Origin of the sequence: Flavobacterium arundinis, assembly GCF_038289855.1 — a bacterium.
Taxonomy (GTDB): domain Bacteria; phylum Bacteroidota; class Bacteroidia; order Flavobacteriales; family Flavobacteriaceae; genus Flavobacterium; species Flavobacterium arundinis.
Genome location: NZ_JBBYHR010000009.1, coordinates 98,017 through 119,063, shown reverse-complemented (window position 1 = coordinate 119,063; position 21,047 = coordinate 98,017). Strand labels below are relative to the sequence as shown.

23 protein-coding genes and 2 tRNA genes are annotated in these 21,047 nt (G+C 44.4%); 11 read left to right on the top strand and 14 right to left on the bottom strand.

Annotated elements, in window-relative coordinates; genetic code table 11:
- Window positions 1-178: 178 nt before the first annotated feature.
- Complete coding sequence (locus tag AAEO56_RS15435; RefSeq protein ID WP_341697959.1) at window positions 179-1,204, bottom strand: LacI family DNA-binding transcriptional regulator; 1,026 nt, start codon at window positions 1,202-1,204, stop codon at window positions 179-181.
- A 421-nt stretch (window positions 1,205-1,625) separates the two neighbouring features.
- Between AAEO56_RS15435 and AAEO56_RS15430 the strand changes: the two genes are divergently transcribed.
- Together AAEO56_RS15430 and AAEO56_RS15425 are read left to right on the top strand one after the other, a co-directional pair.
- Entirely contained in the window at window positions 1,626-2,360 is a 735-nt protein-coding gene (locus AAEO56_RS15430) for a ferritin-like domain-containing protein (protein ID WP_341697958.1), read from the top strand.
- Window positions 2,361-2,378: 18 nt separating this feature from the next.
- Window positions 2,379-3,227, top strand: coding sequence for a ferritin-like domain-containing protein (locus AAEO56_RS15425; RefSeq protein WP_341697957.1), 849 nt, complete (start codon window positions 2,379-2,381; stop codon window positions 3,225-3,227).
- 260 nt (window positions 3,228-3,487) lie between these two features.
- Here the strand turns inward: AAEO56_RS15425 and AAEO56_RS15420 are convergent.
- Window positions 3,488-3,569 (bottom strand) — tRNA-Leu (locus tag AAEO56_RS15420).
- A 142-nt stretch (window positions 3,570-3,711) separates the two neighbouring features.
- On the opposite strand from AAEO56_RS15420, the gene AAEO56_RS15415 reads away from it, so the two are divergent.
- The 4 genes from AAEO56_RS15415 to AAEO56_RS15400 all read left to right on the top strand — a co-directional run bounded on the left by AAEO56_RS15415 (window position 3,712) and on the right by AAEO56_RS15400 (window position 7,384).
- Window positions 3,712-5,100 carry a dipeptidase gene (locus tag AAEO56_RS15415; protein ID WP_341697956.1) on the top strand — a complete coding sequence of 463 codons (1,389 nt, stop codon included), beginning with the start codon at window positions 3,712-3,714 and terminating at the stop codon, window positions 5,098-5,100.
- A gap of 337 nt (window positions 5,101-5,437) precedes the next feature.
- Window positions 5,438-5,875, top strand: a complete 438-nt coding sequence (locus AAEO56_RS15410; RefSeq protein WP_341697955.1) for a WG repeat-containing protein — start codon at window positions 5,438-5,440, stop codon at window positions 5,873-5,875.
- A complete protein-coding gene (locus AAEO56_RS15405; RefSeq protein ID WP_341697954.1) occupies window positions 5,875-6,420 on the top strand; it encodes an RNA polymerase sigma factor in 546 nt (181 codons plus the stop codon). The genes AAEO56_RS15410 and AAEO56_RS15405 overlap by 1 nt, the downstream gene beginning before the upstream one ends.
- Window positions 6,410-7,384 carry a hypothetical protein gene (locus tag AAEO56_RS15400; RefSeq protein WP_341697953.1) on the top strand — a complete coding sequence of 325 codons (975 nt, stop codon included), beginning with the start codon at window positions 6,410-6,412 and terminating at the stop codon, window positions 7,382-7,384. The genes AAEO56_RS15405 and AAEO56_RS15400 overlap by 11 nt, the downstream gene beginning before the upstream one ends.
- 76 nt (window positions 7,385-7,460) lie before the next feature.
- Here AAEO56_RS15400 and AAEO56_RS15395 read toward each other — a convergent pair whose 3' ends face one another.
- Window positions 7,461-7,907, bottom strand: a complete 447-nt coding sequence (locus AAEO56_RS15395) for a DoxX family protein (RefSeq protein ID WP_341697952.1) — start codon at window positions 7,905-7,907, stop codon at window positions 7,461-7,463.
- Window positions 7,908-8,125: 218 nt separating this feature from the next.
- On the opposite strand from AAEO56_RS15395, the gene AAEO56_RS15390 reads away from it, so the two are divergent.
- The 4 genes from AAEO56_RS15390 (at window position 8,126) to AAEO56_RS15375 (ending at window position 12,871) form a co-directional block, all read left to right on the top strand.
- Complete coding sequence (locus AAEO56_RS15390) at window positions 8,126-8,500, top strand: BlaI/MecI/CopY family transcriptional regulator (protein ID WP_341697951.1); 375 nt, start codon at window positions 8,126-8,128, stop codon at window positions 8,498-8,500.
- Complete coding sequence (locus AAEO56_RS15385; RefSeq protein WP_341697950.1) at window positions 8,493-10,289, top strand: M56 family metallopeptidase; 1,797 nt, start codon at window positions 8,493-8,495, stop codon at window positions 10,287-10,289. The genes AAEO56_RS15390 and AAEO56_RS15385 overlap by 8 nt, the downstream gene beginning before the upstream one ends.
- 40 nt (window positions 10,290-10,329) lie before the next feature.
- Entirely contained in the window at window positions 10,330-11,646 is a 1,317-nt protein-coding gene (locus tag AAEO56_RS15380) for a M56 family metallopeptidase (protein WP_341697949.1), read from the top strand.
- A 124-nt stretch (window positions 11,647-11,770) separates the two neighbouring features.
- Window positions 11,771-12,871 (top strand): DUF4407 domain-containing protein, encoded by a 1,101-nt coding sequence (locus AAEO56_RS15375; RefSeq protein ID WP_341697948.1) that lies wholly within the window; start codon window positions 11,771-11,773, stop codon window positions 12,869-12,871.
- A 167-nt stretch (window positions 12,872-13,038) separates the two neighbouring features.
- Here AAEO56_RS15375 and AAEO56_RS15370 read toward each other — a convergent pair whose 3' ends face one another.
- From AAEO56_RS15370 to ruvC, 9 genes are all read right to left on the bottom strand, one after another.
- Window positions 13,039-13,461, bottom strand: coding sequence for a 3-hydroxyacyl-ACP dehydratase FabZ family protein (locus tag AAEO56_RS15370; RefSeq protein ID WP_341697947.1), 423 nt, complete (start codon window positions 13,459-13,461; stop codon window positions 13,039-13,041).
- A 49-nt stretch (window positions 13,462-13,510) separates the two neighbouring features.
- Entirely contained in the window at window positions 13,511-14,293 is a 783-nt protein-coding gene (locus tag AAEO56_RS15365) for a PH domain-containing protein (protein ID WP_341697946.1), read from the bottom strand.
- A gap of 46 nt (window positions 14,294-14,339) precedes the next feature.
- A complete protein-coding gene (locus AAEO56_RS15360) occupies window positions 14,340-14,711 on the bottom strand; it encodes an MmcQ/YjbR family DNA-binding protein (protein WP_341697945.1) in 372 nt (123 codons plus the stop codon).
- Entirely contained in the window at window positions 14,708-15,067 is a 360-nt protein-coding gene (locus AAEO56_RS15355) for a DUF4260 domain-containing protein (RefSeq protein WP_341697944.1), read from the bottom strand. Before AAEO56_RS15355 ends, AAEO56_RS15360 begins: the two co-directional genes overlap by 4 nt.
- Window positions 15,067-15,477, bottom strand: a complete 411-nt coding sequence (locus tag AAEO56_RS15350) for a GNAT family N-acetyltransferase (RefSeq protein ID WP_341697943.1) — start codon at window positions 15,475-15,477, stop codon at window positions 15,067-15,069. Before AAEO56_RS15350 ends, AAEO56_RS15355 begins: the two co-directional genes overlap by 1 nt.
- Window position 15,478: 1 nt before the next feature.
- Window positions 15,479-16,243 carry a cyclase family protein gene (locus AAEO56_RS15345; RefSeq protein ID WP_341697942.1) on the bottom strand — a complete coding sequence of 255 codons (765 nt, stop codon included), beginning with the start codon at window positions 16,241-16,243 and terminating at the stop codon, window positions 15,479-15,481.
- 144 nt (window positions 16,244-16,387) lie between these two features.
- Window positions 16,388-17,521 carry a radical SAM family heme chaperone HemW gene (gene hemW, locus AAEO56_RS15340; RefSeq protein ID WP_341697941.1) on the bottom strand — a complete coding sequence of 378 codons (1,134 nt, stop codon included), beginning with the start codon at window positions 17,519-17,521 and terminating at the stop codon, window positions 16,388-16,390.
- Window positions 17,522-17,599: 78 nt separating this feature from the next.
- Complete coding sequence (locus AAEO56_RS15335) at window positions 17,600-18,481, bottom strand: DUF6252 family protein (RefSeq protein WP_341697940.1); 882 nt, start codon at window positions 18,479-18,481, stop codon at window positions 17,600-17,602.
- A gap of 139 nt (window positions 18,482-18,620) precedes the next feature.
- Window positions 18,621-19,175, bottom strand: coding sequence for a crossover junction endodeoxyribonuclease RuvC (gene ruvC, locus AAEO56_RS15330; RefSeq protein WP_341697939.1), 555 nt, complete (start codon window positions 19,173-19,175; stop codon window positions 18,621-18,623).
- A 25-nt stretch (window positions 19,176-19,200) separates the two neighbouring features.
- Here ruvC and AAEO56_RS15325 point away from each other — a divergent pair, with 25 nt between their 5' ends.
- Entirely contained in the window at window positions 19,201-20,190 is a 990-nt protein-coding gene (locus AAEO56_RS15325; protein WP_341697938.1) for a hypothetical protein, read from the top strand.
- Between the two features lie 53 nt (window positions 20,191-20,243).
- Here AAEO56_RS15325 and AAEO56_RS15320 read toward each other — a convergent pair whose 3' ends face one another.
- Complete coding sequence (locus tag AAEO56_RS15320; RefSeq protein ID WP_341697937.1) at window positions 20,244-20,723, bottom strand: hypothetical protein; 480 nt, start codon at window positions 20,721-20,723, stop codon at window positions 20,244-20,246.
- A 204-nt stretch (window positions 20,724-20,927) separates the two neighbouring features.
- Window positions 20,928-21,001 (bottom strand) — tRNA-Asp (locus AAEO56_RS15315).
- Between the last annotated feature and the right edge of the window lie 46 nt (window positions 21,002-21,047).

Sequence of the window (21,047 nt, the reverse complement as noted above, 5' to 3'; positions counted from 1 at the left end):
TCTCCAAAGGAGAGGGAGTAGCTGCACTCCTGCGGTTTGTCATTTCGACAAAGGAGAAATTTCAGGTAAAAATCTAAATTTTATTTTGATATTTCTCCACTTCGCAAGCTTCGGTGGTAATGACAGAAATGTAGTGGAATGATAATAGTAAAGCCTCCAATACGGAGGCTTTACTATTTTATAACTTGCGGGTAGATTCCCGTTGTCGTAATTCGGTTTTTATAGTGCGGGTTTCATAATCCGGTTCTTCGCCTTCTTTGGCCTCGAGCCTTTTTATAAGCATTTCGGCAGCGGCCTCCCCTATCTCAGGACCGTGCTGGCTGATGGTGGACAAGCTTGGTGTAAGTCGCCTTGACCATACACCGTCGGCAAATCCTATGATTGACAATTCTTCGGGTATTTTTATGCCGCGCTTGATGGCTGCTTTCATTGCCATAACCGAAGCATGCTCATCCAGGGCAAAAATACCATCTATGGTTTTGGTATCGAACAGCTTTTTGAGCCTTTCGTCAAAATCGTCCGGATTGTCGGTACGTATAATGATATCCTCGTTAATCGTGTACTTATTATCTACCAGGGCTCTAATGTAGCCTTCGGCCCTGAGCTTGCCTACACTGAGGTTATCGATACTCGAGACCAGCGCTATATTTTTGCATTTCAGCTTTATAAGGTGGTTAACCGCATCTTTGGAAGCTTCAAAATCATCCACAATCACCTTGTCGCAAGTCACCTCATCGGATATCCTGTCGAACATCACAATCGGGAGGTCGTCAGACATCGCTTCCTTGAAATGCTTGAATTCCTGTTCTTTCTGTGTCTCTTCGGATATTGAAAGTATAAAGCCGTCGATAGTACCGTTGCTTAGCATTTCCATAGCGTGTATCTCTTTTTCCAGTGATTCGTTGGATATACAGGTAATCACATTATACCCCTTGTCATTGGCTCCTTTTTCAATACCGCTGAACACCTTCGCGAAAAACGGATTAAGGATATTGGGAATAATAACGCCAATGGTTTTTGAACGCTTGCTTTTAAGGTTCACCGCAATGTTATTGGGCTTGTAGTTTTTAAGCTTGGCAAATTCCTGCACCTTTATTTTTGTAGGCTCACTTATCTCAGGGCTGTTGCTTAATGCCTTGGAAACTGTAGATACTGATACGTTCAGTTCTTTTGCTATCTGCTTCAGTGTTGCTTTTTGTTTCATGGCCTTCCAATTTTATTTAATGTAAAGAAACGAAAAATTTGAAAATGAAAACATCCTATTTCGCAGGAAATCGAAATAAAAGAAAGTAAATTTTCATACTTGCCGCAAAAATTACGGCGAAACTACTTACAAATGCCTAAATCTATAGTTTCGTAAAACGTTAAAGCAATTGTAAATTTTGCCTTTCAAAAACTTTTATTGCGATTTGTGGGGCCGTAAACGAATAACCCGTAAGCCCTTTCCACTATTGAATAAAACATGAAATCTAAAAATTTCGTATTTCATAAATTATTCTTAAAAAATGATTTTTATTAAAATTTAGGAAAACCTCTTAACACTTAATTGGCGTAAGTAACAAATAACTTTGAAAATCAACAAAACGACCACACCCACCACATTATTAACCTATAATTGTTTTATTATGAAAAAAGTAGAAGTAAAGGAAGTCGGAACGAGCAGGAGAAGCTTCCTTAAGATCAGCGGGCTTACCCTCGCCGGCACCGGGCTCCTATTGGCCGGCTGTAGCAGCGACGACGACAGCACAAGCAACAACGACCAGCTTCCCGGCGTTAGAAATGGAAAATTTGACCTTGGCGGGGGTGACCTTGGCATACTTACTTATGCGTATGCCCTTGAGCAGCTTGAAGCCGATTTTTACACAAGAGTGGTTAACGGCAACACTTTCGGTCTGATATTCAACTCTGAAGAACAGGCAATATTGTCAGATCTGTATGCCCACGAGGTAATACACAGGGAATTCTTTAAAGCAGCCCTTACAGGAGCGCTTGAAGACGACACCCGCGTGCTTCCTACACTGGAATTTGCATATGCGTCTGTAAATTTCGGCAACAGGGCAAGTGTACTAGGCACAGCAAAAGCGCTTGAAGATACGGGAGTATCAGCTTACAACGGCGCAGGAAGGTATATTCAAAATTCAGAGTACCTTTTATTGGCAGGAAAAATTGTTTCTGTAGAAGCCAGGCATGCCTCTGCTATCAGGAGCCTTTTAAATCCGGGAACAGACTCTTTTGCAGGTGATGATGTGGTTACAACTACCCAGGGATTGGACAAAGCTGAAAGGCCAGGCCTGATTATTCCTCAGGTTGCTGCGCTTAATTTAATCCAAACACCGTTTACAGCTAACTATTTACCATAATCCCTAAACTACGAAATCATGAATATTTTAAAATTTATAGAGTCGTTTACTAACGAAGGCGTTATAAAAGGCCTAAGCGAAAAAGGCTCCCGCAGGGACAGTTTTACACAGTTCCAGAACATAGGAAAAACAGCAGCATTCGCAGCAGTACCTTTTGGGTTATCCGCATTATTGGCTCCGACTAAAGCAAGAGCCGCATCGGCTGCGTTTTTTGCAGAAGCTGCCGAAACACCAACAGAAGCATTACAGCTTGCGCTGACACTGGAATACCTTGAAGACGAATTTTACCAAATGGCGCTGGACACTACCGGACTTATCCCCGCTGCCGATCAGGCTATCATAGCACAGATAAGCCAGCACGAGGCTTCACACGTTGAGTTCCTGAAAACGGCGCTTGGAAATGATGCACCTGCAAAACCAACTTTCGATTTTACAGGTGGACAAAGTGCTAATGGAGGCGGCCCTTTCAACCCCTTTGGTGATTACCAAACTTTCCTTGCACTATCGCAGGCATTTGAAGACACCGGAGTACGCGCCTACAAAGGCCAGGCTGCCAACCTGATGTCTAACGGCGACCTGTTGCAGGCTGCATTGCAGATACACTCTGTTGAGGCAAGGCACGCATCGCAGATAAGGAGGCTTAGAGGCCAAAAAGGATGGATTACCTCTAACGACCGTGGAGGGCTGCCTGTACAGGCACAACCTGTTTATGATGGTGAACAAGTTACATTGCAGGGAACCTTCAATACAGCAGTTGTAAGCAACGCAGGAAATCCTGTAATCCCTGCAGGCGCAGGAACAGAATCATTCGATGAGCCATTAACAGGCGCACAGGCAAGATCTATTGCCGGCTTGTTTATTGTATAGTAACAATAAAAATTAAGTTGATCTGCTGCCCATGGGAAATTTTCCTGCGGGCAGTTTTTCGTTTTATAAGTATTTGGATTGAAAAGCCTTTTAATAAAGAAAGCTACCCGGTAGGGATAACCAACCTTAAGCATATGCTGGATGTTGGTGAAATATTAGAGGTGGAGCGCGATGAATAGCTAACAATAACATTTACTGGATCAATTCAGAAAGTTGTGGTAATAAAAAAAGCCCCTGAGACATCAGAGGCTTTTAAGTTGTGCGGGTGATAGGACTCGAACCTACACACCGTGAGGCACCAGATCCTAAGTCTGGCGTGTCTACCAATTTCACCACACCCGCAGGAGATAATTAAACAGGTAATTGTTTCATTATTGTGGGTGCAAATATACGAACAGTTTCCAACTTTCAAAGGAAAATTTGAAATTTTTTAAAATTTATTTTTTTGTACTTTTGACTTACAAACGTATATCACTAATTATAAATGGATAACATAAAAAACTATGTGCAGCAGCACAAGGAAAGATTTCTCGACGAACTCATAGAATTATTAAAAATACCATCCGTAAGTGCTGATAGCGCCTATTCGCAGGATGTAATAAATACTGCCGATGCCGTGAAGGCAAGCCTTGAAAAAGCAGGCTGCGACAAGGTAGAGCTTTGCGAGACACCGGGCTACCCTATTGTGTATGGCGAAAAGATAATCGATAAAAACCTGCCTACTATACTTGTGTACGGCCATTATGACGTTCAGCCGCCGGATCCGGTGGAGCTTTGGACATCACCGCCTTTCGAACCGGTTATTAAAAAAACTGAGCTGCACCCTGACGGTGCCATATTTGCCCGCGGCGCCTGCGACGATAAAGGCCAGATGTACATGCACGTGAAAGCGCTGGAATATATGGTGCAGAACAACACACTGCCATGCAACGTGAAATTCATGATCGAGGGTGAAGAGGAAGTGGGTTCGCCAAGCCTTGCGTGGTTTGTAGAGCGCAACCAGGAGAAGCTGTCCAACGACGTTATCCTTATTTCCGATACCGGGATGATCTCAAACACGCAGCCATCAATCACTACAGGACTAAGGGGATTGAGCTATGTTGAGGTAGAAGTTACCGGCCCGAACCGTGACCTGCATTCAGGATTATACGGCGGCGCTGTGGCTAACCCGATAAACATCCTTGCCAAAATGATCGCGCAGTTGCACGATGAGAACAATCATATTACCATTCCCGGATTCTATGACAAGGTGCAGGAATTGTCTCGTGAAGAGCGTGACGAAATGGCCAAAGCGCCTTTTGTACTTGACGATTATAAGAAAGCACTGGACATTGAAGATATTTACGGAGAGGCCACTTATACGACCAATGAGCGCAACTCCATCCGCCCTACTCTTGATGTAAACGGCATTTGGGGCGGCTATACCGGCGAGGGCGCGAAAACAGTTATTGCCAGCAAGGCTTTCGCGAAAATTTCAATGCGATTGGTACCTGACCAGGACTGGCATGATATCACCGAACTGTTTACCAAACACTTTATAAGCATTGCCCCAAAAGGCGTAACCGTAAAAGTAAAGCCACACCACGGAGGCCAGGCTTACGTAACCCCGATAGACAGCATCGGGTACCGTGCCGCAGCAGCAGCCTATGAAGAAAGCTTTGGCATTAAGCCGATACCGGTACGTTCAGGAGGCAGTATCCCTATCGTGGCATTGTTCGAAAAAGAACTGAAAAGCAAAACGATCATGATGGGCTTTGGGCTGGACAGTGATGCCATCCACTCCCCTAATGAGCATTTCGGGATATTCAATTACCTGAAAGGGATTGAGACTATTCCGTTGTTTTATAAGCATTTTACCGAAATGACGAAGTAAGTGGGCCTCACCCCAGCCCTCTCCAAAGGAGAGGGAGCAGCTTCACTCGGAATGGAAAATTTATAACTCTGTATGAAGAATTTAAATGATGAAAAATCCGCCCATAAAAAAGGCGGATTTTTTTATGCCAGATTCGTGTATAGCTTACGCAACTGTTCATGGGTCAAGGAGAGACAGCGCATTACCTAAGAGTACGCAGGCAGGAGTGAAGCTGCCCCCTCTCTTTTGGAGAGGGGGTTGGGGGTGAGGCCAAAAACGGCGGATTTTTTTTATGCCCATTACAACCCTTTTGACCCGACCTGCATCTTTACAGGAAAGAACCATTAATAACAAGGATATGAAAACGATTTTAACGAGCACATTATTTATATTTACATTAAGCGCATACTCGCAAAATTTTATTGCATTCCAAAAGGAATCTGGGCCTGAGAGCAATTGGGTAAAAGTTTATAACGAGGGGCTTACAGGGTACCTGGATGAGACCGGGGAGGAAATAATACCGCCTGTTTATGAGGAGATAGGCCGTTTCGGCGAATGCTGCAGCAATATGGCGCTGGTACGGAAAAACGGGCTTTATGGCCTTGTCGATACTTATGGCAATGTAATTGTCGAAGCGCAATATGAGATGATAGGCCGCCAGGACGAATACAAGCCGGGCTGGATATTGGTAAAACGGGAGGGATTGTATGGGTTTATTGATTGCAGCGGCGAAGAAATCGTAAAGCCCGTTTACACCGAAATACAAATGGAAGGCAATACACTAAAAGTTAATTGATGTCCGAACAGGAACTTATTTCCGGCTGCGCGCGGCAGGACCGACTGTCACAGCACCATGCTTATGCCCTGCATGGCCCAAAAGTCATGGGTATATGCAAGCGGTATATGAAGGACAGGGAGCGCGCGGAGGAAATGGCCATGAATACGTTCCTTTCTGTTTTCAAAAATATAGGACAGTACAAAAACGAAGGCAGTTTTGAAGGCTGGATACTAAAGATCGCCGTAAACTGCTGCCTTATGGAACTGCGAAAGAAAACCACATTTTCTATTGAAGTGACCACCGATACAATACAATTGCCTGCCCCGGATGAAACATCATCACATTCGCACAATGACGATATTGAAGCAATGCTGAAAACATTGCCCGATGGCGCTCGGATCGTATTTAACCTTTATGCCATTGAAGGGTACAAGCATGCCGAGATCGCCGAACAGCTTGGCATATCCGAAGGCACATCAAAATCGCAGCTGCATTATGCAAAGGAAAAATTAAAGCAGGCCTTTTTCAGCCCTGCCACTAAAACAGGAAGCCATGGAAGATAAAGAACTATACGATTTTTTTAAAGGCAGGAAGCAATCCTTTGACGAAGCGCCGGGCGATGCTTTATGGGCCAAAATAGAAAACGGGCTTAATGAGGCACCGCAGGCTGCTACAGATAAACCCGGTCTTTCACTGCTTAAAAAGCTATTGATAATGAACGTATTGGGTGTTGTTGTTGCAATAATCTGGATGGTGGCCTATAGTCCTAAAGCAGGTGAAGAAACTGCAAAGCCACAGGATGCAGGAGTAACAGGCCACAAAAGCAATAATACCAAAGTTGTTGAAGATGCCACTGTGCACAGCGAATATGACATTACTGATACTATAAAAAAAGTTAAGTTGCCGGTGCTTCAACCCGGTGCCGCCAGCCTTGCTCCCACTCCCGGTGTACTACGTCCGGCTGATGCTGTAATAATATCAAAAGATACTTTAAGGCTTACGTCTCATGCCGTAAAAATGGAAACCGTGTCTCCCGCAGGATATAAACCTTCCGGAGAGGTGTTGCAAATAAAAGAGAATACAAAAATTAAATTGACAGATGCTCCTACCCTAAAGCCGGAAAGTATTATGTTCGGGGAAAAATTAATTGCAAAGGACAGCCTGATGCCACAGGCAGTATTGTTTAAGGCGGATTCGGTCAAAAAGGAAAAACAGCAAAACGAATTGGAGGTTGTTGTCCTTTCACCCGGCTCCGTACGTCAAGGTACGGTCAACGAGGTTATATTAACACCCGCAGATTCGTTACGGTCTGAGCTGAAGGTCATACAAACCGACACCAAAACAGAACCCGGACGCGTTACCATTACTATAAAACAGGCGTTGACTAAAGAACAATTTGACAGCTATACGGAGAAAGTGAAAAAAGAAAGCAACCATAAAGCAGGCACTATCATTATAATTATTGCGCCCGGGCATAAAACTTTCCGGTATAAAGTGCCTAAGCCTGTGGGTGAGTTGGGGCCGTAGAAGTTTTCAGTCGCAGTCGCAGCGTTCAGCTAATTACATGCTGTTTACAGGCTCGCAACTTCCACTTCGAGTGAAGCTACTCCCTCTCCCTCGGAGAGGGCTGGGGTGAGGCTCCGAAAGCGGCTTTCCAGGCACCTGTGCTCCACAATGGCCAGATAACCAGTAAAGGTTGCATGAAAAGGCGGATTAGCCTCAGGTTATCGGTATTCAGCCCAAACGCATCTACGTGATTTTTATATTGGGCATAATTGCCCGGGAAGATCGCTATGAAAAAGATAGCCGCTGCCCAGCCCACCCATACTTTATATTTGCCAAGCAGTATAAGCGATAATCCCAAAGCCAGCTCGACACCTCCCGATAACAGCACTACAAGGTCATCACTTAGCGGTACCCAATTGGGCACCTGTGCTAAAAAATCGGTACGTGCAAAAGTGAGGTGACTTGTGCCTGTAAACAGCAGCAATAAGCCCAGTAATATTCTGAACACATCCTGCGCTTTGGAGGTTGCTATATTTTTTTCCATATCAATACGATTTTATTGGTTGCATAAATATAGAAAAAATCATTCGATGATACGCATATTATTCTGTTAGCGAATGATTTACACATCCATCAATTTTAACCCTAAACATGTATGTTATTTATCAAATAACAAATTACTTTAAAATTTTTAGCCAAAAAGTTGCACATGTTATTTTTTGCTCTACATTTGTAGAAACAACTCTAACATTGTAGAGCATTATGCAATTAACGAAGACCGAAGAACAACTGATGCAATTTTTGTGGAAACTGGAAAAGGCATTCATGAAAGACCTGCTCGACCTGTTTCCTGAGCCCAAGCCCGCGACGACTACGGTGGCGACCATGCTGAAGCGTATGGCCGATAAAGGCTTTGTAGGCTATAAGGAATACGGCAAGAGCCGTGAGTACTTTCCCCTCGTGGAAAAATCCGATTACTTTTCGAAACAGGTAAACGGAATGATAAAAAGCTTCTTCAACAATTCGGCCGCCCAGTTTGCTTCTTTCTTTACGAAAGAAACCGACATGAGCACCGCAGAACTGGAAGAACTCCGGAAGATCATCGACACAGAGATCAAAAAGAAAAGCAATGACTGATTTTCTTATAAAATCGACCATAAGCATGGGATTGCTGCTGGCAGTGTTCCACTTTTTGCTGCAAAGGGAAAAAATGCACCACTTTAACCGCTTCTATCTTTTAGCGGCAATAGCCTTTTCACTGGTGCTTCCTTTTATTGCGATAGAAGTATATTCCGAAGTAGTATCGGAACCAATGCCAACGCTATCAAATATGCCTGCTGCCACATTTGATGCGCACGCATCCGTAACACAGGAATCAGCCATCAATTACCTGCCTTATATCGCTTGGGGTACTTACGGACTTATCACTTTGGTATTAGCCATTCGCTTTACGCTCAATATCTTCCAATTCATCAGGAAGATTAAAACGAATGAAACCATAGACCACGAAGGCGCTGTACTGGTATTGGTCGACGAGCCTGTATTGCCGCACACGTTCTTCCACTACATCTTCATCAACAAGTCCGACTATGAAAACCGCCGGATTGAGGAGGAGCTATTTACGCACGAACTGGTACACGTCAACCAGAAGCATACACTCGATATATTATTTATCGAAAGCCTGAAAACCCTGCTTTGGTTCAACCCGCTGCTATATTTCTATAAGAAAGCTATGCAGCTGAACCATGAATTCCTTGCCGATGAGGTGGTGGTTGCCGATGCCGATATCGCAGGCTACCAGCAATTACTCCTTCAAAAAGCAACACCCGCAACCTATTATCAACTGGCCAGCAGCCTTAATTTTTCTGTAACCAAAAAACGTTTTACCATGATGACAAAAGCCACCACAAGATCGAGGGCATTGGTATTAAAACTTGCCTCACTGCCTGTAATCGCAGGATTGATCGCCCTTCTTTGCATTGAAACAGTAGCTCAGGAAAAGCCTGTAAATAAAAGGCCTGTTGCCGGAGCCACTACCAAGGGACGACAGACAGAAAATGAAAGGCGCGATGCTTACTACAGCGGTGTACGTGTTGTTATAGATGACAAAGCCAATAATATTAAGATAGACAAGCTGTTTGAAGAACTCACTGAAGCACAAAAACAGGAATATCTTTTCTACGCGCCGGAGGTTTATGCAGTAAAGCATCCCACCAAAAAGGAGTTTGAAAGCTTTAAGAACAAAAAAGGATATGCATTGCAGATCGATGGAAAGGATGTGGATAATGCCTTATTGAACAAATATAAGCCCGCAGATTTCGCCTATTACAGCGGCTATACCATGGCCAGGGAAGCATTGACTAAGAAAAATCCGCAAATATTCCATTACCAGCTCTATACGCCTGACTATTTCGAAAAACACCTGAAAGGCACTAATAACCACTATCCTGACAAGGTATATACAATGACAATTACAAAAGAGGTAAAAAATAATAAAGTAATTGCAAACGCTGAGGAAAAAAAGCCAAATGAAAATAGTATTACCGCAGACCTCATTGTACATGCCAATACCATTACTGATGATAGTGAACAGGAGGAGAAGATACATTCTTCGGCTGAATTAGACCCTAAGCCGGAATTTCCAGGGGGTTTGGGTGCATTTTATAGCGCTGTAAATAAAGAATTCAAAGTCCCAAAAGTGGATAACGATATGACGGCAAAAATATATGTTTCATTCGTCGTGGAAAAAGACGGCAGCATGTCCAACATAAAAATCCTGAGAGATCCGGGCTTTGGATTGGGAGATGAAGCTATGCGCGTTCTTAAGAAGATCGGCGAAAGCGAAAAGTGGAAACCCGGCATGATAAAAGGCGAAAAGGTAAGGGCTTCCTGGAACCTTCCGATAACAATAAATATCACAAAGTAAGCACTAGGAGGACAGAATAAGAAATCCAAAAACTAATAGAATGACTGATTTCCTAATCACATCAACCATAAGCATGGGTGTACTGCTGGCAGCCTATCATCTGCTTCTCGAAAGAGAGAAGATGCACCGCTTCAACCGGTTTTACCTTTTGGCGGCGATTATCTTCTCCTTTGTAATTCCGTTTGTCACCCTGCCTGCGGTTATAACGGTTATGCCACAGGTTACAGGAGGCGCTCCTGCATCGGCCCTGCTCCCGGCAACGACAACTGCAGCCGCAGTTGCGCCACAAGCGGTAAATTATTGGCCGTACATCGGATGGGGAATCTACGGACTCGTCGCATTCGGACTAGCCATAAGATTTGCAGGCAACATAAGGCGCTTTTATAAAATAAAAAAACAAGGCAGGACAATTGCGTACGAAGACGTTGCTTTAGTGATACTCAAAGACGAGATATTGCCGCACACCTTCCTGAACAACATCTTTATTTCTGAAAAGGATTATGAGGAGCAAATTGCAGCTCCGGAACTTTTAACGCATGAGCTTACCCATATCCACCAGCGGCACACACTGGATATCCTATTTATAGAGTTAGTTAAGACCCTATTTTGGTTCAACCCGCTGGTGTATTTGTACAAAAGGGCCATCCAGATGAACCATGAATTCCTGGCCGACGAAAATGTAATCAGCAAACATCCTGACGTACCGGCCTACCAGCACCTTCTGCTTGAGAAAGCAATCCCCTCGCCTGTATACGCACTGGCGAGTACTATCAATTTCAACGTAACAAAAAAACGATTTATAATGATGACAAAAACCACCACAAAAACCAGGGCAGCGTTACTACAATTCGCAGTACTGCCTGTAATTGCAACGCTTATGCTACTTTCGTGCAGTACAAGTGATATTGTTGAAAACAAAACGGCTTCTGCAATTGTTACTAAAAACATTGCGCCAACCGGAAGCATCGAGGTTACTACTGTGACCGAAGACGAAAAAAAGGTCTTATTGGTTTCGGATCCAAAAACGTTTGACGACCCCGCTGCCGGATATAAACGTATAAAGATAACAGATAAAGAAAAAGACGGAAGCACGACCGAGAAGATCACCTATAGAAAAGATGAGCCGGAACCATATGACTGGGATCATAGTAGTGAAGCAGCAAAAATTGACCCGAATGAACTTGTCAGTATTGATGTATTTTCAGTTTCAGATGCACAGCTGGATTCCCTGAAAACATTAGATCCGGGGAAATATGGCAACTATGAGCCTAAAAGCTGCAGCATAATAGTCTATAAGCAAAAAGACGGGAAAACGATAAAAGAAGTCGTGCACAGAAAGTCCGTAGCTGTCAATTGATATTGAATATCCGCCCACGTGGCGGATTTTTTTTGCCATAAACCAAAACATACCAGCCTCTTATACCATTCTGTCGAAAAACACGTTACATTTGTAGAATCAATCATCATCAAAAACACTAATCATGTTAAAACGTTTTTTCATTACCTGTTCCGGGGCCGACAAAGACCTCATCTACAGCTGCTCTAACGGCGAGCAGAATAAATATGCCGGTATAGGCGCAACCGTATTGTTCACCGCGCTCATGGCGTGGATAGCCGCAAGCTATGCACTCTATACGGTATTCGACAGTGTTTATGCAGCCACTTTCTTTGGCTTTGTATGGGGCTCGCTGATATTCAACCTCGACCGTTTTATCGTGTCCACCATCCGGAAGCGCGACCGTTTCTGGCAGGAATTTACGCAGGCTACGCCGCGTATCGTGTTGGCTATGATCATTGCCATTGTAATATCAAAACCGTTGGAGATAAAGATTTTCCAGAAGGAGATCGATACTGTGCTGCTTAAGGAAAAAAATGAACTGGCTATAGCCAACAAAAAGCAGGTAGCCAATTATTTTCAGGGCGACCTCGACAAGAACAAAGCAGAAACCGACAGCCTGAAGTCGGCTATAACCAAAAAAGAGAAAGAGGTAAATGCGCTCTACGGCACTTACATTACCGAAGCAGAAGGCACGAAAGGCACCATGAAGCTTGGCAAAGGGCCCGTATATGCCGAGAAGCGCCAAAAGCACGATGCCGCCCTCGCCGAACTGGAAGCCCTGCGCAAAACCAATACCGAAAAGATAGCCGCAAAAGAAAAGCAGGCAACAACATTGCAGGCCGACCTCGATAAAAAAGTGAACGAAAGCCAGCCGATAATCGATAAGTTTGACGGTCTTATGGCGCGCATTAATGCCCTGAACAAGCTGCCGTGGCTGCCGTCGTTCTTTATCATGCTACTGTTTTTAGCTATTGAAACCTCGCCGATAATCGCCAAGCTGCTTTCGCCAAAAGGGGAATACGACTTTAAGCTGGAAGACAGTGAAATGGCCATAAAGACCAACCTGGAGCAGAATAACTACCAACGCGAATTGCTCAAAACAACCGATGCAGGCATTTATGACGATGTGTATGCCGAGATACGGAACGACAGGGAACTCTACAATTACAAGAAGAAAAAAGCTATTGAAATGCTCGAAATGCAGGCCGATAGATTTTCGGAGAAGCAGAAGGGTGTGATGTAGTATTTAGTTTTCAGTCACAGTTGTGAAGAATGAAACGCAGATGATCCCGCTTTTAGCGCGACAGGCTACGGATGGGCGCTGGTCCATTCAGTAACAAATCACAAAGTATACTGTGCCTTTACATAACATTTTAAAACAAAATATCCGGCAGTGCCGGATATTTGTTTTTATCTTTCGTCTATCTTAATTGACATCCAGGATGCTTCTAACACCAGCGTATCGCCAACGTAGGCTTTTCCCTGCTGCTTAATAATCTTTTCGCTAAGTCGCAGGTTCTTTACCTCATATTTTATTTGTTGTCCGAACCCGGCACCTGCAAAGAACTGTGCCGATTCGATCTGGACCAATGCGAAGATGCCGTCGGTTATGCCCAAAAGCCTTACGCCTGCACCGCCTGCTTGTGCCATCGACTCTATGAGTATCGTACCCGGAATATAGCCGAAATCCGGGAAACTCCCTTTCAGCATGTTGTCGGCCTTATTGTCAAAAGTTTTTATAGCGATGATTTCCTCGGCACTTACCGATGTTATCTCATCTACAAAAAGGAATGGCGCCCTGTGCGGTATCAGCTCTTCAATATTTTGTGCCATATAAATGTTGTTTTGGGTAAATAAAAAATCCGGTGATTGCGACTGCCTGCTATAAATGGCTTAGTATCTCTTTCTTCAGGGCATCATATTCGCCTTGAAGGATCAGGCCGTTATCGAGCAGTTTTTTGTAATTCTGTAATTTGTCAAAAAGCTCTTCCTTGCTGAGGTCGCTTAATCCTCTTTCTTTAGCTACAGGCTTTTCTTCCATTGCAGGTGCAGGAACTGGTTCCGGAGCCACAGGTTCATTATACACCTGAGTATGGGGCTGTAGACCTGCAGGCATTATCTCAGCAAAATCATTTACTTCTTCCGTTTCTACTTCCTCAATTTCTTCAATGGCAGCAACAGGCTCGGTTGCAATTGGGGCAGACGGCAGTGGTTCCTGTGCTGTTGGCGCAGGCTCAGCAACAGGTTCCGGTTTTGCGGGAGCATTGCCTTCTTTCAAAAGCTCCATCTGCTCTCTGGCAAATGTGTTGATCTTGCGGGCCTGTATTTTAGGTATATAATCTATCGTAACGGAAATATCGGTTGTAGTGTTGAAAGAAAATTCAGAACCCAATATGTTCTCCTTTACGAAAGTGCCGGCAATCTCTGCCCATGAATAATCGGTAAATTCCATCGAAAGGCCGAGATTCTTCGGCTTGCAGATGATGATCCTTTTATTGGTAAGCACGATACTGTCGGGGAACACCGTGATGGCCGGCTTTTTTTGTACACCGATATAGCCTATCTCCTCATTCCTCATTAGTATATCGCCTATTTTAGCAGTGATCTTCTCTACCGCTTTCGGGTCCTGCTCTTCGTTAAGGAAGTTTTTTATATGTTCTTTCATCGGATAAATAATTGTTGCCCAAAGTTACAAAGTCGGCGGAAAAATCCTAATTATCCTGCTGCATAATTTCAGCCTGCGCTTTTTTAGTCAGGCTTTTAAGCACCAGCTCATAGGAATGGTCGATAAGTTCGGTCAAAAGCTTTTTCGGCACATCGCCATTTACATTGATGGTGTTCCAGTGGATTTTGCTCATGTGGTAACCGGGATTTATGCTTTCGTATCGCGCACGCAGTTCTGTACCATGATCGGGGTCGCACTTCAGGTTTATAGAAGGCTCGTTCTTTTCCCATTGCGAAAGCGATGACAGCGCGAACATCTTGCCACCGACCTTGAATACAAGCGTATCCTCATCGAATGGAAAGTGCTCTGTAACGCCTTTTTTAGAAAGGCAGTAGTCGTAGTAATCCTGTATGGTCATGGTTTCTTAGTTTCAAGGTTTCCCAAATGAGTAAATTTAAAACCTTCCTCATATTTAAGGCCATAGCCGAACATACGGTCCATTGAGGAATGCGCAAAAAGCATCACGCCAGCCAGTTCCAGCCACTGGTTCGCCAAATAAATCCCAAGCAGATAAACGGCAATGGCTATCCCTCTGTGGTGGAAAAAATTATACATCCACGCTCCGGATTTATTGCCGCCGAGGTAACCGAGCATGGAAAGGTCGGGTGTTAATAGTAGTGCCGCAAACCACCACCATTCAAAATTAAGCAGTGTGAATAAGTAAATGCCTAATCCGAAAAGGGCGGCTTCTTCAAGTTTTATGAGTGTGTTCATTATTTTATTTTTTTAGTTATCTTCTCCATTAATTTTTCCGGATGCGCCAGCTCTGTAAAACCGAACTTTTTGTAAAGAAAGTGCGCGTCGGTTGTGGCAAGCCGCCATATCTGTATCTTTTGCAGTGACGGCTCATTCATCATGGCTTCCATAAGCTGCGACGAATATCCTTTGCCACGGTGCTCTTCGACAATAAATACATCCATCAGGTAAGCGAACACGGCATAGTCGGTAACGATACGCGCAAAACCGATCTGCTCCTTGTCCAGGTAAACCCCGAAGCATAGGCAATGATCGATCGTGGTCTGAACTTCTTCTATGGTACGGCCTTTCGCCCAATACAGCTCCGTCAGCACACTTTGTATAAAAGGCACATTGAGCCTGCTCTTATCGGTAGAAATTTCAACCATATCAGGCAATTTTATATAGAACAGGTTTGCACGGACTTGCATCATTCTCGAACGAGGCAATCTGCAGGTTCAGAAGGTAGCTGCCATCGGCGACTGTATCAGCGACAAACACCATTTCGGTTATCGTGGCATCATGGCGGGCATCGCTGTTGAGGTTGTTCACATCGGTGACATTCCAAAATGCTTTGTGCGCAACCAACTTTCCTTCGTCCTCTTCCCTATCCACGCTTGGGAGATCGATCAGCAGGTGCTTTATCCCGCATTCGCGAATGAACAAGGCAGCCGCTTCTTCCAGGTAGGGCGGATTGGTATTACTATAATTTTTAGACTTCTTATCCGGATCATTCGGGAGCGTGCGGATAACTAATGCTTCCGGCATCTTCCCGTTTAATGCATTCTCAATTTGGGCTTTCGTTATTACAAAGTCTTCACCCTGCATTTTCGGCTGTATCGAAACCACTTCGGCCAAAAAGAAGAATTGCTTCAGCGCCCGGTTGACACTATAAAAATCTTTGGTGATATGGCCAAGGCATTCGCTGTGCGTACCGTGCCCGTGCGGATTGAAGAAGATATTATTAAAATTAGTCGATGCGCCTTCGCTCACTTTCCCGGTCCAGTCGCCCATTTTTACCGGTTCGATAACCGGCTTGCTAAGGTACCATGCAATCGGGTTTTCTTCACTGTCGGTTAGGGGAATCGAAATATCGATGGGTTGCGAGAGATCAACTTCGAAGGTTGTGTTGTTGTGTTGTATGGTTGCTTTCATTTGGCCTCACCCTCTGTCAGCCTATCGTAACCGTTTGTCATTCTGACGAAGGAAGAATCTCTATTAATAACTTGAGATTTCTCCACTACGCTGCGCTTCGGTCGAAATGACACATACGACGGCTTAAAAGGAATTTTTTTTAGTTCAATCCAAATTTAGGAAAAACAGGTCACTTGCAATACCATCGGCCAAAAACTTTCCGCTTTTGGTGGTTTTTATGATGCCGTTGTCATTGGTAAGCAGCCCCTGCGTAATGAATTTAGCAGCTTCTTTTTCAAGATGCGCTCTGTACATACTGCCGAGTTCGGTTTCAACGCGTTCCAGTGAAACACCCCAAATGGTGCGCAATCCGGTCATCACATATTCGTTATAGCGGTCGGCAATGGTGAGTTTTTCGGTTTCCGAAGGCAGCATATCGTCGCCTACGGACTTTAAATAAAGTGCATTATTAGCAATGTTCCAACTACGGCGTGTGCCGTCATAGCTGTGTGCAGATGGGCCAATACCGATATATTTTTTGCCCAGCCAGTAGGCGGTATTATTGCGTGAAAAATAGCCTTCCTTCCCAAAGTTGGACAGTTCGTAATGCACAAAGCCATTCGCTTCGAGCGTATCGACAAGTATTTGGAACTGCTCCTGTGCGGACTCGTCGCTTGGTGCGGAAATAATGCCTTTCTTCACAAGGGTGTGCAATGCTGTCTTCGGCTCAACCGTGAGTGCATAACTTGATATGTGCGGGATCCCGAAGGACAGTGCTTTCTCTACATTCTCAATCCAGCGTTCGTTGCTCATTCCCGGGATACCATAGATCAGGTCGATGGAAATATTGTTGAAATGCTTAACGGCTTCAATAATGCACTCTTCTGCCTCAAGAGCGTTGTGGGCACGGTTCATGAGCTTCAGGTCGTCCTCAAAAAAGGATTGTACACCGATGCTCAGCCTATTAACTTGGCTTTGTGACAACTGGATTATCCTCTCTGAAGAAAGGTCGTCGGGATTGGCTTCAATCGTAATTTCGGGATTGGAGCCGACCGTGTAATTGGTATATACCGCATCGATCAGGAATTGAATTTCTTCATTGGAAAGCACTGATGGCGTACCTCCCCCGAAATAGATCGTTTCAACAATTTCTGCGGAAAATTCCTCACGGCGCATGGCGATCTCTTTGGCTAGTGCCAACACCATTTCATCCCTCTTTTTCATAGAAGTCGAAAAATGGAAATCGCAATAGTGGCATGCCTGCCTGCAAAAAGGAATGTGGATGTAAATGCCTGCCATGCTGCAAAGCTACGATGAATTTTATAAAAACGACAAAAGCCCGCTCGGGCGGGCTTTTGGATATATGTAAATTCCGGATTAAGGAGTTTCGTAAGCCTGTTTAAATGAACCGCCGGTTATAGTTACCGTTTGGTTTGTGTCCGGATTTTTAGCAATAAAGTTGAAAGTGCCTTCAATAACAGTATACTGCAATCCCTCTGTCTTTGTTGTTACGTTCATATTGCCGGATACCGTAATATACTCGTCTTCTTCATCTGTTTCGGTATTATACACGAACAGCTTCATTTTGTTCGATGTCTCGTTAGGGCCAATGCTGTAATTGCCAACTACCGTGTCATCGTGGTTAGTAACAATACCTATTGTGTATTTAGTGTCGTTCGATGCATTTAGCGTCATGTCCTCTCCAGCCCATCCTCCGGTAATGTCGCCATCGGAATCATGCCATTCCTGACCCGCAACGGTTGCAGAAACACCTAGTCCTGAAATGATCGGCGCTACGTCTGTATAAGTAACCTGGAAACTTCCTTCAATAACAGAAAAACCATCGCTTAGGATATATTCATCATCATATACTTTCCCTGAGAAATTGACTTTTACTTTTTTGGTCGCCTCATCAATAGAAACAAGCTCAAACGTAAAGTAATTCGATTTGAAGTAATGATAAGTAGTCCTCCATGGGATATTGAAATCATTTGCCAGGGTCTGTACATCGCCTACATCGCCCCATTTATTAAATTGGACATCAACTACCCTGCCACTGGCAGCCGTACCTACTACCTCAAACATGTTGCCTGATCTAACCGCAGTAATCTGAGTTATATCCTGCTCTACTCCATCAATAGTGTAATTGAAATAATCGTCTCCGGTAATTGGGTTGTTCACCGGGGTGTCACTGTCAGAAGAACACGATGCAGCCAATCCGACAAACAATACAAATAGTGCATTTTTAAGTTTTTTCATAAATAATTAAGTTGGTTTAAGTTAAAGTGTAGCGCAAATATATCTTTTTTGGACTTGGATATACACCTTCATCCCCAATAAAACAGGGTACTAGAGGCTAAAAAAGCCAATGGTTTGATTTATATACAATTATGAATGATTATTTTTTCACCCTCGTCTCATTCTGCTTTACAAAAGCATCCCATCCGGAATAGCTTTTGCTTCCCGTGACTTTACCGGAATTAAAGAAATGGCACACAGCCGCGGCAAGGCCATCTGTACTGTCGAGGTTTTTGGGGAGTTCTTTCAGGCCCAGAAGCTGCTGCAGCATTTTGGCTACCTGTTCTTTACTGGCATTTCCGTTGCCGGTTATGGCCATTTTTATTTTTTTCGGCTCGTATTCGGTAATGGGGATCTGGCGCGAAAGGCCTGCCGCCATAGCAACGCCCTGTGCCCGTCCGAGTTTCAGCATCGACTGCACGTTCTTTCCGAAAAAAGGCGCTTCAATAGCTATCTCGTCAGGATGATGGGTGTCGATCAACTCGATCGTACGCTCAAAGATGATGCGCAGCTTTACGTAATGATCGTCGTATTTGCTTAGCTGGAGTTCGTTGAGCTGGAGGAATTCCATGTTCTTGTTAATGACCTTTATAAGGCCAAAACCCATGATGGTCGTGCCGGGATCGATACCTAATATGATGCGTTCGGTTGCCAATTTTAATTTCTTTACTTTTGCGGGGATGTTAACCCTCTCCCGCAAAGCTAAACAATTCCTCGTTCTTACGGCCAAACTTTTGATAGTGGGCGGGGCATTTTATTTCATCTACAGCCGCATTGCCGATAATGAGCAGCTGGACTGGTCGCGCGTTACCGAAGCCGCTTCGCAGGAGAACGCCCCGATGGTTATTTCACTGATACTACTGCTCACCTTCCTGAACCGGTTCCTGGAGATCCTGAAATGGCAAAACCTTGTTTCGTGGCTACAGCCAATATCATTAGGTAAGGCAACAGAACAGGTGCTTGCCGCCGTAACTGCTGCTATTTTTACGCCAAACGGTATCGGGGAATATGCTGCAAAGGCGCTGTATTTCAAAAAACAACAGGCAAAAGACATCATCTTCCTGAACCTTGTTTGCAATGGTGCACAACTCATTATAGCAGTACTGGCAGGGATCGCGGGGCTGGCTGTATTTAATGCGTTGTACCATGTTATTGCAACAAGTATTTTGCTGGCTATAATCGGTGCAATATTCGGTGTGTGCGTGCTTGTATTCGCCTCCCGGAATATCACCATAAAAGGCTATTCTATGCAGCGGCTGTTTGCCAAAGTGGGCGAAATGCCTAAAGCTATCCATCGCAGGAATATTGTACTGGCAATAGGGCGCTATTTATCAATTATCCACCAGCATTATTTTATATTCCTTCTCTTTGGGGTCGATTTGCCTTATCCGGTAATGATAAGCGCCATTGCGGGCGTTTATTTCCTTGGCTCATCATTGCCTACGTTCCAGCTGCTGGACTTTGCCGTGCGTGGCAGTGTGGCTATCGGGTTCTTCGGGATACTGGGCGTAAATGAGTGGATCATGGTCTTTGCGGCAACGCTGCAATGGATGTTGAATATTGTATTGCCTGTATCGGTAGGGAGTTATTTTGTATTTCGGTTTAAACCTGACAGAGAAAGGAACACTGATAAGGCCTCACCCCAGCCCTCTCCCAAGGAGAGGGAGTAGCTTCACTCGAACGTGCTACTTCCGACTTTAAACTTTTAACTTTCAACTGCTCCTTACTCCACATCAAGGATAACAGGCAGGATGAACTGCGTTGTAACAGGAACGCCTTCTTTTTGTGCGGGCTCGATCTTAGGGAAATCGACCAGGCGGGCTTTGAGGATGCTGTCTATAGCAATAGTATTGTAGGAAACCGTATTGTCCGGCGGCATTTGCGGCTCAAATTTTAGTGATGCATCAGGATATACTGTCACCTGAACATTTATCGTATCCATCTCAGGATACAGCATGGCAATGGTATCGAGGTCGAGCTTTTCCTGTACCAGCCGTGCCATCGATTCAAAGAAGCATTGCTTTTTCAGCTCCTTGTCCAGTATAGCATCGCATTCCGCAATGGAGGGATAGCTGCTCACTTCCTTCCAGTTGATCTCCTTCAGGCGTTTTTGCAGCAATGCTTCTTCATCAGGCACCTGCTTTTCGAAATACTGGCAGGAACTGAGAATAAGCAGAAATACTATGGCAAAGGGTTTCTTCATTTGTCCCAAAAATAAGGAAAAATAATTAAGCGGGACAAAATGGCCTAAAATCAAAAAAGCCCTCCATAAATGGAAAGCTTTTCATTGGTCTAACTACTAAACCTACCGCTCGCGCGGCATAAACAACACAACTGCGTTCTGGTTCCTAAAAACCCTATTGGGGCAAAAAAGCCTTTCTTTACGAAAGGCTTCTCCCAATTTAAGCGGTCTGGACGGGACTCGAACCCGCGACCCCGTGCGTGACAGGCACGTATTCTAACCAACTGAACTACCAAACCAGTGCTTTATTGCGAGTGCAAATATACAACAGATTTTCACTTCTGC

Coding starts and splice junctions, on each gene's coding strand:
- AAEO56_RS15410 (WP_341697955.1), top strand. CDS start 5,438: ATGAAAACGATTTTAACGAGCACATTATTTATATTTACATTAAGCGCA.
- AAEO56_RS15390 (WP_341697951.1), top strand. CDS start 8,126: ATGCAATTAACGAAGACCGAAGAACAACTGATGCAATTTTTGTGGAAA.
- AAEO56_RS15345 (WP_341697942.1), bottom strand. CDS start 16,243: ATGAAAGCAACCATACAACACAACAACACAACCTTCGAAGTTGATCTC.
- AAEO56_RS15395 (WP_341697952.1), bottom strand. CDS start 7,907: ATGGAAAAAAATATAGCAACCTCCAAAGCGCAGGATGTGTTCAGAATA.
- AAEO56_RS15375 (WP_341697948.1), top strand. CDS start 11,771: ATGTTAAAACGTTTTTTCATTACCTGTTCCGGGGCCGACAAAGACCTC.
- AAEO56_RS15425 (WP_341697957.1), top strand. CDS start 2,379: ATGAATATTTTAAAATTTATAGAGTCGTTTACTAACGAAGGCGTTATA.
- AAEO56_RS15415 (WP_341697956.1), top strand. CDS start 3,712: ATGGATAACATAAAAAACTATGTGCAGCAGCACAAGGAAAGATTTCTC.
- AAEO56_RS15380 (WP_341697949.1), top strand. CDS start 10,330: ATGACTGATTTCCTAATCACATCAACCATAAGCATGGGTGTACTGCTG.
- AAEO56_RS15430 (WP_341697958.1), top strand. CDS start 1,626: ATGAAAAAAGTAGAAGTAAAGGAAGTCGGAACGAGCAGGAGAAGCTTC.
- AAEO56_RS15385 (WP_341697950.1), top strand. CDS start 8,493: ATGACTGATTTTCTTATAAAATCGACCATAAGCATGGGATTGCTGCTG.
- AAEO56_RS15325 (WP_341697938.1), top strand. CDS start 19,201: ATGTTAACCCTCTCCCGCAAAGCTAAACAATTCCTCGTTCTTACGGCC.
- AAEO56_RS15335 (WP_341697940.1), bottom strand. CDS start 18,481: ATGAAAAAACTTAAAAATGCACTATTTGTATTGTTTGTCGGATTGGCT.
- AAEO56_RS15405 (WP_341697954.1), top strand. CDS start 5,875: ATGTCCGAACAGGAACTTATTTCCGGCTGCGCGCGGCAGGACCGACTG.
- AAEO56_RS15365 (WP_341697946.1), bottom strand. CDS start 14,293: ATGAAAGAACATATAAAAAACTTCCTTAACGAAGAGCAGGACCCGAAA.
- AAEO56_RS15320 (WP_341697937.1), bottom strand. CDS start 20,723: ATGAAGAAACCCTTTGCCATAGTATTTCTGCTTATTCTCAGTTCCTGC.
- AAEO56_RS15350 (WP_341697943.1), bottom strand. CDS start 15,477: ATGGTTGAAATTTCTACCGATAAGAGCAGGCTCAATGTGCCTTTTATA.
- hemW (WP_341697941.1), bottom strand. CDS start 17,521: ATGGCAGGCATTTACATCCACATTCCTTTTTGCAGGCAGGCATGCCAC.
- AAEO56_RS15435 (WP_341697959.1), bottom strand. CDS start 1,204: ATGAAACAAAAAGCAACACTGAAGCAGATAGCAAAAGAACTGAACGTA.
- AAEO56_RS15355 (WP_341697944.1), bottom strand. CDS start 15,067: ATGAACACACTCATAAAACTTGAAGAAGCCGCCCTTTTCGGATTAGGC.
- AAEO56_RS15360 (WP_341697945.1), bottom strand. CDS start 14,711: ATGACCATACAGGATTACTACGACTACTGCCTTTCTAAAAAAGGCGTT.
- AAEO56_RS15370 (WP_341697947.1), bottom strand. CDS start 13,461: ATGGCACAAAATATTGAAGAGCTGATACCGCACAGGGCGCCATTCCTT.
- AAEO56_RS15400 (WP_341697953.1), top strand. CDS start 6,410: ATGGAAGATAAAGAACTATACGATTTTTTTAAAGGCAGGAAGCAATCC.